The sequence below is a fragment of the Streptomyces sp. NPDC037083 genome (genome assembly GCF_055606485.1).
In genome coordinates this window covers 180046-194573 of record NZ_JBVJSQ010000009.1, presented here as the reverse complement: position 1 = coordinate 194573, position 14528 = coordinate 180046, and the positions used below count along the sequence as shown (strand labels likewise).

The 14528-nt window shown below is 72.2% G+C and carries 14 protein-coding genes; all 14 read right to left on the bottom strand.

Annotated features, from left to right (window positions below):
• Positions 1-9 precede the first annotated feature (9 nt).
• The 14 genes from ACZ7DE_RS24445 to ACZ7DE_RS24380 all read right to left on the bottom strand — a co-directional run bounded on the left by ACZ7DE_RS24445 (position 10) and on the right by ACZ7DE_RS24380 (position 14432).
• Positions 10-1551, bottom strand: a complete 1542-nt coding sequence (locus ACZ7DE_RS24445) for a glycosyltransferase 87 family protein (protein WP_470764578.1) — start codon at positions 1549-1551, stop codon at positions 10-12.
• A complete protein-coding gene (mptB, locus tag ACZ7DE_RS24440; RefSeq protein WP_470764576.1) occupies positions 1548-2954 on the bottom strand; it encodes a polyprenol phosphomannose-dependent alpha 1,6 mannosyltransferase MptB in 1407 nt (468 codons plus the stop codon). The genes ACZ7DE_RS24445 and mptB overlap by 4 nt, the downstream gene beginning before the upstream one ends.
• 121 nt (positions 2955-3075) lie before the next feature.
• On the bottom strand, positions 3076-4005 hold the full coding sequence (locus tag ACZ7DE_RS24435) for a glutaminase (RefSeq protein ID WP_470764575.1): 930 nt from the start codon (positions 4003-4005) through the stop codon (positions 3076-3078).
• A gap of 67 nt (positions 4006-4072) precedes the next feature.
• Positions 4073-5485 carry an aspartate ammonia-lyase gene (aspA, locus tag ACZ7DE_RS24430; protein ID WP_470764574.1) on the bottom strand — a complete coding sequence of 471 codons (1413 nt, stop codon included), beginning with the start codon at positions 5483-5485 and terminating at the stop codon, positions 4073-4075.
• Between the two features lie 246 nt (positions 5486-5731).
• Positions 5732-6748 carry an asparaginase gene (locus tag ACZ7DE_RS24425; RefSeq protein ID WP_470764573.1) on the bottom strand — a complete coding sequence of 339 codons (1017 nt, stop codon included), beginning with the start codon at positions 6746-6748 and terminating at the stop codon, positions 5732-5734.
• Positions 6749-6792: 44 nt separating this feature from the next.
• Positions 6793-8232, bottom strand: coding sequence for an amino acid permease (locus ACZ7DE_RS24420; protein WP_470764571.1), 1440 nt, complete (start codon positions 8230-8232; stop codon positions 6793-6795).
• Positions 8229-8906 carry a FadR/GntR family transcriptional regulator gene (locus ACZ7DE_RS24415; protein ID WP_470764569.1) on the bottom strand — a complete coding sequence of 226 codons (678 nt, stop codon included), beginning with the start codon at positions 8904-8906 and terminating at the stop codon, positions 8229-8231. Before ACZ7DE_RS24415 ends, ACZ7DE_RS24420 begins: the two co-directional genes overlap by 4 nt.
• A gap of 165 nt (positions 8907-9071) precedes the next feature.
• Complete coding sequence (locus ACZ7DE_RS24410) at positions 9072-9908, bottom strand: undecaprenyl-diphosphate phosphatase (RefSeq protein ID WP_470764567.1); 837 nt, start codon at positions 9906-9908, stop codon at positions 9072-9074.
• Positions 9909-10002: 94 nt separating this feature from the next.
• On the bottom strand, positions 10003-10368 hold the full coding sequence (crcB, locus tag ACZ7DE_RS24405) for a fluoride efflux transporter CrcB (RefSeq protein WP_470764565.1): 366 nt from the start codon (positions 10366-10368) through the stop codon (positions 10003-10005).
• Positions 10365-10745 (bottom strand): DUF190 domain-containing protein, encoded by a 381-nt coding sequence (locus tag ACZ7DE_RS24400; protein WP_470764563.1) that lies wholly within the window; start codon positions 10743-10745, stop codon positions 10365-10367. Before ACZ7DE_RS24400 ends, crcB (ACZ7DE_RS24405) begins: the two co-directional genes overlap by 4 nt.
• Positions 10742-11197: a fluoride efflux transporter CrcB gene (gene crcB, locus ACZ7DE_RS24395; protein WP_470764561.1), complete on the bottom strand. Its 456-nt coding sequence runs from the start codon at positions 11195-11197 to the stop codon at positions 10742-10744. The genes ACZ7DE_RS24400 and crcB (ACZ7DE_RS24395) overlap by 4 nt, the downstream gene beginning before the upstream one ends.
• Positions 11198-11273: 76 nt before the next feature.
• Positions 11274-12242, bottom strand: a complete 969-nt coding sequence (locus tag ACZ7DE_RS24390) for an SMP-30/gluconolactonase/LRE family protein (RefSeq protein WP_470764559.1) — start codon at positions 12240-12242, stop codon at positions 11274-11276.
• Between the two features lie 134 nt (positions 12243-12376).
• Positions 12377-12664, bottom strand: a complete 288-nt coding sequence (locus ACZ7DE_RS24385; RefSeq protein ID WP_470764557.1) for an ArsR family transcriptional regulator — start codon at positions 12662-12664, stop codon at positions 12377-12379.
• Between the two features lie 208 nt (positions 12665-12872).
• Positions 12873-14432, bottom strand: a complete 1560-nt coding sequence (locus tag ACZ7DE_RS24380) for a glycoside hydrolase family 53 protein (protein WP_470764556.1) — start codon at positions 14430-14432, stop codon at positions 12873-12875.
• Positions 14433-14528: the final 96 nt, after the last annotated feature.

Here is a 14528-nt window from a genome sequence, read left to right as displayed (position 1 = left end):
CTTCGCCGTCTACGAGGAGGCGCGGAACCTGCTGGACTGGGGCTTCGCAGCCGCCGGACGGGTCGAACCGGTGGGCTCGCTGGACGCGCTGCGGGCCCGCCCGCGACCGGATCCCCGCCCCCGGCCGGCACCGGGGACGACGCGGTCCGCACCCGCCCCCGGGTCGACGACGCTCTCCGCACCCGCCCCCGGGTCGACGACGCTCTCCGCACCCGCCCCCGGGTCGACGACGCGGTCCGCGACGGCGCCCACGGCGCCCGCCGGGGCGGCCGGGGCCGCCGCGGTCCGCAGCGGCGCCGTCGAGGCCGCTCCCCGCTGGTCCGAAGCGGCGCTCATCGCCGGCGTCGCCGCACTGGGCGGGGCCGCCGTGGCGCTGGTGCTGCGGTTCTGGGGACGCAGACGCCCGGGAAGGTGACCGACGGGCAGCCACACCAGCAGACCGAGGGTGATCCAGGTGTAGGTGTTGGCGCCGAGGAAGCCGCCGACGCCGGACGCGTCGTCGAACCACAGCCACACCACGCTGGTGCACAGGACCGCGTACAGGGCGCCCGCGACGCGGGTGCGCCCCTCGTGGATCAGCACGGCGAAGGACGGCAGCAGCCAGACCAGGTGGTGGACCCAGGTGACGGGACTGACCAGGCACGAGGTGAGACCGGTGAGGGCGAAGGCCCCGTGCCAGTCGCCCGAGGTCGCCGCCCGCCGGGCGCGCCACGCCCAGCCGCACAGCACCAGTACGGCCAGCACCGCCCAGACGGCCCGGCTCTCCACGCCCAGCCGGGCCAGCACGCCCTGGAGCGACTGGTTCGAGACGTAGTCGAGCCGGCCCACCCGGGTCGTGTCCCACAGGGCCCGCGTCCAGTAGAAGCGTGAGGCGTCCGGGGCGACCAGGGCGGCGAGCCCCGTGGCGGCGGCCGCCACCGCGGTGGCCACGGCTGCCGCCCGCCGCCGCCCGGTGACCAGCAGCAGGCCGATGAAGAGCGCGGGCGTGAGCTTGACCGCCGCCGCCAGGCCGATGCCGGTCCCCGCCCATCGGGCCCACCGGGACCGGTCGCCGGACGCCGACAGCCGGGCGTCGGCCAGGACGAGGGCCAGCAGCAGGAGGTTGACCTGACCGAAGCTGAAGGTGTCGCGCAGCGGTTCGAACAGCGCCAGCGCGCAGGCCGTGAGACCGGCGCCGTACCAGCCGTGCCGCCGCCGGCGCGGCCCGAGCAGCACCCGGACGACGACCGCCAGCGCCGCCAGGTTGAGCAGCAGCGCGGCCACGATCGCGGTGCGCAGACCGACCAGCGCCATCGGCAGCATGACGACGGCCGCGAACGGCGGGTACGTGAAGCCGTACGGCGTGCCCGGCACCCGGTAGTCGTAGATCCGGCCGCCGCCGTGGATCCAGCTGTTGACCGTGCCGTAGTAGACACGCAGGTCGAACCAGTCGCGCAGCAGCGGGACCGTCGCCGTGAACACCGTGACGGCGACGGCCACGACGAGTACCAGCAGGGCGCGGCCGCGGTCGGTGCGCGGGAGCCGCGCGGCCCGCACGTCCTTCGTCCTCATGCCGGGCGCCCCGCAACGGTGGGCACCTGTGCCGCGAGGCGGGCCTGCCACAGGACGACCACGGCGAGCGCGCCGCCGCAGACGGCAAGGACCAGGCGGCCCGTGTCGGCGGGGCCGCCGTCGGGCAGCACCGCCAGTGCGAGCACCCCGGCCACGGCCGCCGTGCGGTGCCGTATCAGCGTGTCGGGCGCCGCGGCGGCGATCAGGAACAGGCCCCACAGCGCGTACCAGGGGCGGATCGCCGGCCCGAACGCGGCCACGGTGGCGAGGCTCAGCCCGAGTGCGTAGACCGGGTACCGGCGCAGCCGCCACCAGACGGCCACCAGGACGACGGCGGTGGCCGCGAGCCCCAGGCCGTGCCAGACCGGGACGGCCAGGGGCGCCAGGTCGCTGCCGAGGCCCTCGAGGAGGGCGCGGGTGGCACGGCCGAGCAGGCTGGTGAGCGCCCAGTTGTGCGCGGAGACCGGAGTGTCCAGGGCCGCTATCCAGCCGTAGCCGGTGCCCGCGACGGCGGTCGCCGCCACGGTCGTGACGGCGGACGCGCCGCCGGTCGTCAGCAGGGCCCGCACCGGACGCCGGCCCGCGCGCAGTTGCAGGACCACGATCGCGACGAGCCCCAGCGCGGCCGGCGCCTTGACCAGGGCGGCGAGGGTGACGAGGACGGCCCCCAGCACCGGACGGCGGCCGAGCGTGGCGACCAGGCCGACGCCGAGCAGCCCCAGCATGATCGCGTCGTTGTGGGCGCCGCCCACCAGGTGCAGCAGCACCAGCGGGTTGAGGGCGCCGAGCCAGAGCGCGGCGGCCGGATCGGCACCGCAGTGCCGGGCGAGCCGGGGCAGGGCGGCCGTCATCAGCGCCAGCCCGAACAACGCGACGCACCGCATCCCGAACAGCCCCGCCGAGAGCGCGCCCCGGGTCAGGGCGGACAGGGCGGCGGCCACCGCGAGGAAGACCGGGCCGTAGGGGGCCGCGGTGTGCCGCCACAGCGGGGCGACCTCCTCGGCGAGCGGGCCGCCGAGCCGGGCCGGGCCGTGCGCGTACACGTCGACATGCGCGTCGACCATGGCGCCCTGGGCCAGGTAGCTGTACACGTCCCGGCTGAACAGCGGCGGCGCGATCAGCAGCGGCGCCGCCCACACGGCGAGGACCAGCACGAGGGCGCGCGGCGTGGGCGGATCCCCGCCGCGCACCAGGCGGCCCAGCAGGATCCAGGCCGCCGTCAGCAGCACCAGTCCGAAGTACACGCCGACCAGACCGAGCACGGCGTGCGCCGAGGACGGGGCGAGGAGCTCCCGGGCGGGCAGGGCGCCGGCCGTCTCACCGCCGAGCGCGAGACAGGCCGTGCCGGCCAGGCCCAGCACCTGGCAGCGACGGAGATCGATGGGGAAAGCCTTGGCCGACACTCCGTCATCGTGTCGTCGCCCGGTGGCCGAGGAGCGACGTCCCGCCCTCCGCCCGGCAGCCTGTACGTGACCGGCTCGTGTGCTCGAAGGCGGAGCCTTCGCCGCGTGGCCGGCCGGGGGCTCAGAACACCGAGACCCCGGTCAGGGTGGTGAAGCGGTCCAGGGCGGCCACTCCCGCCACCGAGTTGCCGTGTTCGTCCAGGCCCGGACTCCACACGCACAGGGTGCAGCGGCCGGGCACGACGGCGATGATCCCGCCGCCCACGCCGCTCTTGCCGGGCAGGCCCACCCGGTAGGCGAACTCGCCGGCCGCGTCGTAGGTGCCGCAGGTCAGCATCACCGCGTTGACCTGCTTGGCCTGGCTGCGGGTGAGCAGCCGGGTGCCGTCGGCGCGGATGCCGTGCCGGGCGAGGAAACCGGTCGCCAGGGCGAGATCGGCGCAGGACGCGGTCAGGGAGCACTGGCGGAAGTACTGGTCGAGCAGGACCGGCACGTCGTTGTCGATGTTGCCGTAGGACGCCATGAAGTGGGCGAGGGCGGCATTGCGGTCGCCGTGCGCGGACTCGGACGCGGCGATCTCCGCGTCGAAGCCGAGGGCGGGGTTGCCGCTCTCGGCGCGCAGGAAGCCGAGGAGTTCGCCCGTCGCGTCTCCGGTGCGGGTCAGCAGGCGGTCGGTGACGACCAGCGCCCCCGCGTTGATGAAGGGGTTGCGCGGGATGCCCTGCTCGTACTCCAGCTGCACCAGGGAGTTGAAGGGGTTGCCCGAGGGTTCGCGGCCCACGTGCTCCCAGAGTTCGTCACCCTCACGGGCCAGATCGAGGGCGAGGGTGAAGACCTTGGTGATGGACTGCGTGGAGAACGGCTCCCGCCAGTCCCCCACGCCGTACACCGTGCCGTCCGGTTCCGCGACGGCCATGCCGAACCGGCGCGGGTCGCAGGCGGCGAGCGCCGGGATGTAGTCGGCGGGCCGGCCGCGGCCGGGGGTGCGCTCGATCTCCTCGGCGATGCGCTCCAGGACCGGCTGGAAGGCGCGGGACGACGTCATTGTCATGATCACTATTGTGCCTCCGCGCCGGTCCTGGCGCGTTCACCGCGGGTCGGGGATGGTCAGTGCCGGATCACACCAGGGCCTGGCCGCTTCCTGCCACGACCTCGGGGCGCAGCAGGTCGGCCAGCCGCTCGGCGGGCAACAGCCCCTTCTCCAAGACGAGTTCGGCGACGCCGCGGCCGGTGACGAGGGCCTCCTTGGCGATGTCGGTGGCGGCCGTGTAGCCGATGTACGGGTTGAGGGCGGTGACCAGACCGATGGAGTTCTCGACGCTCGCGCGCAGCGCCTCGGTGTTGGCGGTGATGCCGTCCACACAGCGTTCGGCGAGCGTGAGACAGGCGGCCCGCAGATGGGTGATGGACTCCGACAGGGAGTGCAGGATGATCGGTTCGAAGGCGTTGAGCTGGAGCTGTCCGGCCTCGGCGGCCATGGTGATGGTGACGTCGTTGCCGATCACCTCGAAGGCGACCTGGTTGACGACCTCGGGGATCACCGGGTTGACCTTGCCGGGCATGATGGACGAACCGGCCTGCACCGGCGGCAGGTTGATCTCGCCGAGACCGGCGCGTGGCCCGGAGGACAGCAGGCGCAGGTCGTTGCAGCTCTTGGAGAGCTTGACGGCGATGCGCTTGAGGACACCGGACATCTGGACGAACGCGCCGCAGTCCTGGGTGGCCTCGACGAGGTTCGCGGCGGTCACCAGGGGCAGGCCGGTGATCTCGGCGAGGTGGCGGCGGGCCGACTCGGCGTACCCGGCGGGCGCGTTGAGTCCCGTGCCGATGGCCGTGGCGCCCAGGTTGATCTCATGGATCAGTTCGACGGCCTCGGCCAGTCGGCTGCGGTCCTCGTCGATCATGACGGCGTAGGCGGAGAACTCCTGCCCGAGCGTCATGGGCACAGCGTCCTGCAACTGCGTCCGGCCCATCTTGAGGACCGTGCGGAACTCGACGGCCTTGCGGGCGAACGCGTCCTGCAGCACGGACATCGCCTTGAGCAGTCCGCGCACCGCGAAGACCGTCGCCACCTTGACGGCGGTCGGGTAGACGTCGTTGGTCGACTGCCCCAGGTTGACGTCCTCGTTGGGGTGCAGGTACCGGTACTCGCCCTTGGCGTGACCGAGCAGCTCCAGCGCCCGGTTGGCGACGACCTCGTTGGCGTTCATGTTGGTCGAGGTGCCCGCGCCGCCCTGGACGACGTCGACGACGAACTGCTCGTGCAGCTTCCCGGCGCGGATCTCCCGGCAGGCGGCGACGATGGCGGCCGCCTTCTCCGGGGCCAGCAGACCGAGTTCCTCGTTGGCGAGGGCGGCGGCCTCCTTGACGGCCGCGAGGGCGTCTATGAGGTGCGGATAGGCCGAGATCGGCATCCCCGTGATGGGGAAGTTCTCCGTGGCGCGCAGGGTGTGGACGCCCCAGTACGCGTCGGCGGGAACGTCCCGGTCTCCGAGCAGGTCGTGTTCGCTGCGGGTGACGGCGGCGGTCATGAGGGTGCGGCCTCTTTCTGCGGGTGAGGTGCGGGTGAGGGGTGAGGCGGGTGGAAGGGGTGCCGGCCCGGGCGGTACGGGGTGTCGTCCGCCCGGGCCGGTCGGGCACCGGCCCGGTGGTGACCGGACCGGCGGTTCGGGGGCCGGCGGGCACGGGCCCGGCCGGGTCCGCGGTTCACGGGCCGGCCGGCCGGCGCCGGCGCTCCGCCGATGGCCACCGCGCACACTCGGTGGCCACCGGAGCCGTCAGGCGCAGGCCCGTACGGTGACCGGGTCCAGCGCGCGTACCGGGCGGACGCAGCCGACCGGTTGGCCGCCCCCGAGGAGCGGCTCGCCCGCGAACTCGGTGAGCAGGGCGGGGTCGACGCCGGCCCGGGCGAGGGCGGCCGCGGTGACCGGCACCCGGGCCCGGTTCGCGCCGTCGGAGATCTTGACGGCGACGGACCGGCCGTCCGGGAGGGCGGCGACCCCGACGCCCTCGAAGCCGTCCTTGGCCAGCAGGCCCGGGACGGCCCGCATCAGGGCGGCCACGTCCCGGCCGGAGCCGGAGGCCATCTCGGCGTGGTCGCGCATGGCGTCGGCGACGCGGGCCTCCGGGGTGCCGGGCGCCGCCGTGGTGACGCGGGCGGCGGCCCGGGCGAGGCCGTGCAGGGAGACGGAGAAGAGCGGGGCGCCGCACCCGTCGACCGTGACCCGGGCGATCCGCTGTCCGGTGAGGTCCTCGACGATCTCGGCGATCGCCTGCTGGAGCGGGTGCTCCGGGTCGAGGTAGCCGTCGAGGGACCAGCCGTTGAGCCGGCAGGTGTACAGCATGGCCGCGTGCTTGCCGGAGCAGTTCTGGGCCAGGCGGGAGGGCCCGCGGCCCTCGCGTGTCCACGCGTCGCGGACCGCCGGGTCGTACGGCATGTCCTCGACGTTGCGCAGGTCGTCCTCCTCCAGTCCGCCCAGCTCGAGGATCCGCCGGGTTCCGGCGAGGTGGCGTTCCTCGCCGGAGTGGCTGGCGGCGGCGAGCGAGAGCAGCTCGCCGTCGAGCGGCAGCCCGGCCCGGACCATGGCGACGGCCTGGACCGGCTTGAGCGCCGAGCGGGGGTAGAAGGCGGCCTCGATGTCGCCGAGCTGGAGCTCGACCCCACCGTCCGCGCCGAGGACGACGACGGAGCCGTAGTGGACGCCTTCGGTCACCCCGCCGCGGACGAGATGGGCGACGGGCGCGTGGAGGGGTTCGCGGATCGTGGGGGCGTCGGCGAGGGAACTGCTGTACATCACTGCCTGGATCGCTTGGGGGTGGGGGTGGGCCGGCGCCGGGGTCACGCGTCGGCCTTGGACGATGTGCGCGCGTGGTTGCGGCGGACGGCGTACCAGCCGGCCACGAGCGCGGCGACGATCAGCGGCAGGCACAGCACGGTGGTGCGTCCGGCGCCGCCGTCGGCGTACATGAGGACCAGGACCGACGCGAGGAAGAACAGCGTCACGAGTTCGGTCCAGGGGGAGCCCGGCAGTCGGTAGCCCGGGCGGGTCAGCTCGCCCTTCTGGGTCTTCTGCCAGAAGAGGAGGTGACAGATCATGATCATGCCCCAGGTGGAGAGGATGCCGATCGCCGCGAAGTTCAGGACGATCTCGAAGGCGTCCGCCGGGACGACGAAGTTCAGACCGACGCCGAGTACACAGATACCGCTGGTGAGCAGAATGCCGCCGTACGGGACCTGGCTGCGGCTCATGACCGAGGTGAACTTCGGGGCGGAGCCGGACATCGCCATGGAGCGCAGGATGCGGCCGGTGGAGTACAGGCCGGAGTTGAGCGAGGACATGGCCGCGGTGAGCACGACCAGGTTCATCACACCGCCCGCCGCCGGGATGCCGATGTTGGACAGGACCGTCACGAAGGGGCTCTCGCCGGACGTGTACTTGTTCCAGGGCAGCAGCATCGACAGCAGGACCACCGAGCCGACATAGAACAGGCCCACGCGCCACATGATCGAGTTGATCGCCTTCGGCATGATCTTCTCGGGGTTCTCGGTCTCGCCGGCGGCGACCCCGACCAGCTCGACGGAGGCGTAGGCGAAGACGACGCCCTGGATGATCAGCAGCATGGGCAGCAGGCCGTTGGGGAAGACGCCGCCGTTGTCGGTGATCAGGGACGGGCCGGGGGTGGCGCCGTCCACCGGGTGCTGGGTGACCAGCAGGAAGATGCCGATGCACATGAAGATCACCAGCGCGCTGACCTTCACGATGGCGAACCAGAACTCCAGTTCGCCGAAGATCTTCACCGAGATCAGGTTCACGGTGAGGACCACGGCCAGGGCGATGAGCGCGATCACCCACTGGGGTATGTCGGAGAACATGCCCCAGTAGTGGGTGTAGGTGGCCACCGCGGTGATGTCGGCGATGCCGGTGGTGGCCCAGTTCAGGAAGTACATCCAGCCGGCCGTGTACGCGCCCTTCTCGCCCATGAACTCGCGGGCGTAGGACACGAAGGCGCCGGAGGACGGGCGGTACAGGACGAGTTCGCCGAGGGCGCGCACGACCAGGAAGGCGAAGATCCCGCACACCGCGTAGGCGATGAAGAGGGAGGGGCCGGCGTCGGCGAGCCGGCCGCCGGCGCCGAGGAAGAGGCCGGTGCCGATGGCTCCGCCGATGGCGATCATGTTGACGTGCCGGGACTTCAGCGACTTGCTGTAGCCCGCGTCTCCGGCGTCGACGTGACGGGTCGAGGGGCGCGTCTCGTCTTTGAGGTGCTGTTCGCTCACGCCTCGGGTCCGCCTTCCAGGGGAGAGTCCGCGCGCGGAGCGCGGACGATGTCGGTGAGGGTGGTCTCGACGCGGTCGAGGTGGTGGCTCATGGCCTCCACCGCGTCGGGCTCGGAACCGTCGATCAGGGCCTCGACGATCGCCCGGTGCTCGCGGTTGGACTGTTCGCGCCGGCCGCCCAGCTCGTTGAGGAAGGCCGACTGACGCGCCAGTGCGTCCCGGATCTCCTCGATGACCCGGCGGAAGACCGGGTTCTGGGCGGCTTCGGCGACGGCCAGGTGGAAGAGGGTGTCCATCGCGACCCATGCGGTGGTGTCCGTCTCCCGCTCCATGCGGTCGAGCAGGTGGGCGAGGTGGTCCAGGTTCTCCGGGGTGCGGCGCAGGGCCGCGTACCCGGCGACCGGGATCTCCACGTGGCGGCGCACCTCCAGCAGGTCGCTGGCCGCGTAGTCGCCGAAGGTGGGGTCCTCGACGGTGTTCGCGATCACGAAGGTGCCCTTGCCCGTCTTGGCGACGGTCAGCCCCATCGTCTGCAGCGCGCGCAGGGCCTCCCGCAGGACGGGCCGGGAGACCTCGAGGGTGCGGCAGAGCTCCGCCTCGGAGGGGAGCTTGTCGCCGATGGGGTACTCGCCGCGCTCGATGGCGCCGCGGAGGTGGGTGAGAACCGCTTCCATGGCGCTGACGCGCCGCGGGGCCCGACCACCTGTCTGGCTGTCTGACAGGTTCACGGGAGTGATACTCCGGGTGGCCCGAGGCCCCTGTCAAGATGACCGAAAATAAAAATTCAGCGGACGGGACGGCTGAATGCCGCCTTCCCGCCCGCCGAGGGGTCCCACCGGTCAGCTGTCGAGGACTCCGCCCGCCAGCAGTCCGAACAGCGCGAGTCCGACGACGATGCGGTAGACGACGAACGCGTTGAACGAGTGCTTGGCGACGAACTTCAGCAGCCAGGCGATGGACGCGTAGGCGACCGCGAAGGACACGATCGTGCCGACGGCCAGGGGCGCCGCGCCCGCGCCGGTGCCCAGGGCGTCCTTCAGCTCGTACAGGCCGGCGCCGGTCAGGGCGGGGATGCCGAGGAAGAACGACAGCCGGGTGGCGGCGACCCGGTCCAGGTCGAGGATGAGCGCGGTGGACATGGTGGCGCCGGAGCGGGAGAAGCCGGGAAAGAGCAGGGCCAGGATCTGGGAGCTGCCGACCAGCATCGCGTCCTTGAACGAGGTGTCGTCCTCACCCCGCTTGTGCCGGCCCATCTGGTCGGCCGCCCACATCACACCGCTGCCGGCGATCAGCGAGCCGGCGACCACCCACAGCGAGGCCAGCGGCCCCTCGATGAGCGGCTTGGCAGCCAGACCCACGACGACGATCGGGATCGTCGCGTAGATCACCCACCAGGCGAACCTGTAGTCGTGGTGGTGGCGCTCCTCCCGGTTGCGCAGGCCACGGAACCAGGCCGACACGATCCGCACGATGTCCTTGCGGAAGTACACGAGCACCGCGGCGATCGCCCCGACCTGGATGACGGCGGAGAAGCCGACGACGGCGTCGTCGTCGACCGGGATGCCCATCAGGCCTTCGGTGATCTTCAGATGGCCGGTGGAGGAGACGGGGAGGAACTCGGTCACTCCCTCGACGGCTCCGAGGACGACGGCTTGGCCGACGGAGATGGCGCTCATGGAATCCAGTTCTGAGGAGACGAATCGGTCGACAGCGTTGTAGACGGTCCGGTGTCGTACACAGTCCTACCAGGCCCGCATCCGACCGGGCCGCTCACGGCCACACCCACTGCCCCAGGGCCACCCCGGCGAACGCGGCCCCGAGCCCGGTCACCACGCTCGCGACGGCGTTGACTGCGGCGTAGAGGCCCGCGCCGGTCTCGGTCAGCCGCAGTGTCTCGTACGAGAACGTGGAGTACGTCGTCAGCGCCCCGCACAGGCCGGTTCCGAGAAACAACCGCAGGTCGGGGGCGACGCCGGCGGCCCCGGTCAGCGTACCGAGGATCAGGCAGCCGGTGACGTTGACGACGAAGGTGCCCCAGGGGAAGAGCGAGTCGTGCCGCGACTGCACGGTGCGGTCGGTCAGGTACCGCAGGGGGGCGCCGATCATGCCGCCCACGACGACCGCCAGCCAGTTCACAACGACTTCTTACCCTTCATGTCCGGATCGCCCCCGTTCGCATCACGGCCCGCGTACCTGATCACCTCGCACCGGTCGAGGGTGACCATCCCCTCCGTGACCAGCTCCTCGAGCTGGGGCAGGAAGGCCCGCACCCGCTCCTCGGTGTCCACGACGACGACCGCCACCGGCAGGTCCTCGCTGAGCGAGAGCAGCCGGGAGGTGTGGACGATCGAGGACGCGCCGAAGCCCTCGATGCCGCGGAAGACGCTGGCGCCCGCGAGACCGGCCGCGCGGGCGCGGTGCACGATCTCCGTGTAGAGGGGCTTGCGGTGCCAGGTGTCGTTCTCGCCGATGAGAACGGTCAGCCGCAGGGCACTGCCGGTCAGCCTCGTCATCGCTGCCTCCACTGGAGAACGCGGCGGGTCGCGGTGGCCGCGAGCCACACCGCGACGAGGGCCGCGAACAGGGTCGCGGCGAGGTAGGCCAGGGCCGTGCCGGGCCGGTCCTCGCCGAGCAGCCGCCGGGCGTCGACGGCATACGTCGAGAAGGTGGTGAAGCCGCCGAGGACGCCGGTGCCGAAGAACGGGCGCACCAGCCGGTGCGCGGCCACGGCCTCGGTGATCAGCACCAGGAAGACGCCGATCACCGCACAGCCGACGACGTTCACCCAGAACGTCGACCAGGGGAAACCGCCGGTCGGCGTGGGCCACCGGAGTGAGGCCGCGTAGCGGGCGGCTGCGCCGAGGCCGCCGCCGACGGCCACGACGGCGACCACCGGCAGCTGACCCGTCCCGGTGGTCCTGCGTGGGGCGCTGGTACGGAGGCTCTCGGCCTCCGGGGCTGTCATGTCGTACGTCTCCCGCCCGGCCGGGACCAGCCCACTCCTCGGAGTGATCACGGCCGGGCACCAGGGTAACCCCGTCTCACTTGGCCACGGGCGCCTCGCAGAGCGCGATGCCCCGCTCCACGAGGCTGCCCAGGACCAGCCGGCCGCCGGTCTCGCAGACGCTGGTGACCATGCGGAATCCGGAGCGGCGGCGGGTGAGACGGTGGACGATCCGGCCGTCGTCGTCGATCGCGAGCACGCCGGTCGTGCCCGAGGGGCGGAAGGGCGCGTTGACGGCGAGACGCGCGGCCCGGCGGCGTACGGCGGGGGAGGCGCGGTGCAGGAGGTCGAGCGGGGGCACGCGCGGCCCGGCCAGCGCCACCCACACCGGGCCGTCGGGCGCGCCGCGCCACATGTTGTCCGGGAAGCCCGGCAGACGCTCGACGAGGGGCTCGGCCTGCCCGGCGCGGGGCCCGGTGAGCCGGAAGCGGGTGAGCCGGCGGGCGCCGGTCTCCGCGACGATCAGGAACGAGTCGTCGGCGCTGCGCGCGAGGCCGTTGGCGAACTGCAGACCCTCCAGGACGACCTCGGCCTCGCGTGCGCCGGGCTCGAGCCGCAACAGGCGTCCTGTGCCGCTGTGTTCGACGATGTCGCCCATCCAGTCCTCCAGGGGATGGACCCGGCTGGAGACCGTGAAGTAGACGGTGCCGTCGGGCAGGGCGACGGCGTTGCTGCAGAAGCGCAGCCTCTCCCCCGCCGCCGACTCGGTCAGGACCCGGACGTTGCCCGTGCCGCCGTCGGGGTCCATGCGCAGCAGCGCGCCGTCGGCGCAGCAGACCAACAGGTCGCCGTCCGGGAGGAGTTCGAGCCCCAGCGGCCTGCCACCGATCTCGCCGACGTGCTCGACACGGGCCGTCGGCGGGTCGTCCAGGCCGTCCACGCGCAGGATCCGTCCGTCCGACACTCCGGTCAGGACACGCCCTCTGGGGTCGGCGACGACATCTTCGGGGCCCTGCCCGGGAAGAGAGACGTACCTGAGAGGGACGAGGGGCGCCCGACGGTCCATGGGGTCCGCCTTCCTTGAGGAGGCGGCCATCCTCGCAGGCGGGCGGGGGCCCGACGGAGCGCAACTGCGGTCCTTTGCCGGGCCTTTCCGCGGAGCGGTCTCCCGCTCCTCTGCCGTCCCCTCCGCGCCGTTCCCTACCAGCCCTTGTCGAACATGCGCGCCACCTCGGCGATGCGCATCTCGTCGCGCCGGTAGTAGGTGCGGCGCCTGATCCGTTTGGCGCGCAGCAGGCCGAGGTCCACGAGCAGGGTGAGATGGGTGTGCGCCACCTGGCGGGGCACGCCCAGTTTCGCCGCCACGGCGTCGGCGGTGACGCCGTCCTCGGCGATGTCGCCGTGCCGCTGCGGCGGAAAGTGCCGGGCCGGCGCCTTCAACCACTCCAGGATGTCCAGTCGCCTCTCACCCACCGGCGTCCTCAGCATCGTCGCCCCCTCCGGCCCCTCGCTCGGGGCTCCCTCGTACCGCGCCCTTCCACTCTCGCGCAGTCGGGGCCGCCGTGTCCCGCACTCCGTGAGCCTTGGCCGGGATCGAACACCCATTCCATACAAGGGTGTTCGAGGATCGCGGAACGGACGGGCAGGGGCCCGGCCGCGCGGTGCGGACGGGCCCCTGCGGGACGCGGGCGCCGGCTCAGCGGTGGCTGAACCACGCCATGGAGGACAGGGCCCTGTCGTCGTAGCCGAACAGCGCCTGGTTCTCCCAGCCGTTGCCGGACGCGGCGTCGGCAGGGTCCCAGCCGTTGCCGGTGACGGCGGTCCAGGTCGCCTCCCAGTAGAAGACGCCGAGTCCACGGCCGTTCGGGACGGCCTCCACGATGTTCGCGACGGCGTTCATCCACGCCAGCTGACCGGCGGCGGTCGCCGGATAGCCGGGGACCAGTTCGGAGGAGAGGTCGATCTGGTTGGTGAGCGAGTCGTCGCTGTCGAGGCGGAAGGGATAGGCCGTCTCGGCGACGAACACCGGCTTGGAGTAGCGTGCGGCGGCGTCGTCCAGGGTGGTCTGGAAGTCGGCGAACGTGCCGTGCCAGTACCCGTAGTACGACAGACCGATCGCGTCGAACCTCACGCCGTTGGCCACGGCGTTGTCGAACCACCAGCGGGTGCCGCCGAGGTCGCCGCCCTTGGCGAGGTGGAGGGCGACCGTGGTGGACGAGCCGACCGCCTTGACCGCGTCGTAGCCGGAGTTGAGCAGACCGGCCAGTTGGCCGAAGTTGTCGGTGGAACCCTCGGACCACAGCATGCCGCCGTTGATCTCGTTGCCCACCTGGACCATGTCGGCGGTGGTGCCCTGCGCCTTCAGCGCGTTCAGCACGTCGTACGTGTGGTTGTAGACGTCGGCCTTGAGCTGGGCGTACGAGTGTCCCGCCCACGCGGCCGGCTTGGACTGGGCGCCGGGGTCGGCCCAGGTGTCCGAGTAGTGGAAGTCGACCAGGAGCTTCATGCCGGCGGCCTTGACGCGCTTGGCCACGGCCAGGACACGCGTCTTGTTGTTGTAGCCGTCGGCCGGGTCGACCCAGACCTTCAGGCGGGCGTAGTTCATGCCGGCGTTCTTCAGGATGGTGACCGCGTCGCCGGCGGAGCCCGCAGCGGTCCTGTAGACACCGCCCTTGGCCTCGCTCTTGGCCAGGGAGGAGATGTCGGAGCCCTTGATCGACAGTCCGGTCGTGCCGGACGTGAAGGCCAGGTCGTCGACGTTGATCCAGTTGCCCGCGTTCGCGTCGCTGTTGATGCTGATGGTGCACTGGTGGTTCGTCACCCTGACCGGCGTGACGATGTGGATCCATCCGCTGGAGGAGACCGGAATGTCGGTGCGCTGGTCCGTGCCGCCGCAGTTCTTGAGCGCTATGTACGCGGACTTCTGGCCGCCGCCGGAGCGGACCCAGGCGGTCAGCTTGTACGTGCCGTTGGTCAGGCCCGACAGGTACTGGTACGTCTCCACCTTGTAGGCGGTGGTCGCCCAGTGGGACAGACGGTGGCTGCCGCCGTGCCCGCCGGACTCCGAGAACGAGGCGCCCGTGTCGCCGTACTCCGACCAGCCGGCGGGTGCGGACGAGCCGGCGCCGTCGGCTTCGAAGCCGCCGTTGGCGAGGGTGGCGGCGGCCTGGGCGGTCTGTGCGGGCAGGGCGGTGAGGGCGAGTCCCGCGGCGAGCGGCAGCAGCAGGGCCCTGAGGGTGCGTCTGGGATGGAACATCGTCGTCCGTCGTCCCTTCGACGTGATGGGGATGGGGCTCCCTCGTGAGATTCAGGTGGTCTCTCGTCCGGGAGGAACCCCCTCCGCCCGCGGCTC

Coding starts and splice junctions, on each gene's coding strand:
- ACZ7DE_RS24445 (WP_470764578.1), bottom strand. CDS start 1,551: ATGAGGACGAAGGACGTGCGGGCCGCGCGGCTCCCGCGCACCGACCGC.
- ACZ7DE_RS24435 (WP_470764575.1), bottom strand. CDS start 4,005: ATGACAATGACGTCGTCCCGCGCCTTCCAGCCGGTCCTGGAGCGCATC.
- aspA (WP_470764574.1), bottom strand. CDS start 5,485: ATGACCGCCGCCGTCACCCGCAGCGAACACGACCTGCTCGGAGACCGG.
- ACZ7DE_RS24425 (WP_470764573.1), bottom strand. CDS start 6,748: ATGTACAGCAGTTCCCTCGCCGACGCCCCCACGATCCGCGAACCCCTC.
- ACZ7DE_RS24415 (WP_470764569.1), bottom strand. CDS start 8,906: ATGGAAGCGGTTCTCACCCACCTCCGCGGCGCCATCGAGCGCGGCGAG.
- ACZ7DE_RS24410 (WP_470764567.1), bottom strand. CDS start 9,908: ATGAGCGCCATCTCCGTCGGCCAAGCCGTCGTCCTCGGAGCCGTCGAG.
- ACZ7DE_RS24400 (WP_470764563.1), bottom strand. CDS start 10,745: ATGACGAGGCTGACCGGCAGTGCCCTGCGGCTGACCGTTCTCATCGGC.
- crcB (WP_470764561.1), bottom strand. CDS start 11,197: ATGACAGCCCCGGAGGCCGAGAGCCTCCGTACCAGCGCCCCACGCAGG.
- ACZ7DE_RS24390 (WP_470764559.1), bottom strand. CDS start 12,242: ATGGACCGTCGGGCGCCCCTCGTCCCTCTCAGGTACGTCTCTCTTCCC.
- ACZ7DE_RS24385 (WP_470764557.1), bottom strand. CDS start 12,664: ATGCTGAGGACGCCGGTGGGTGAGAGGCGACTGGACATCCTGGAGTGG.
- ACZ7DE_RS24380 (WP_470764556.1), bottom strand. CDS start 14,432: ATGTTCCATCCCAGACGCACCCTCAGGGCCCTGCTGCTGCCGCTCGCC.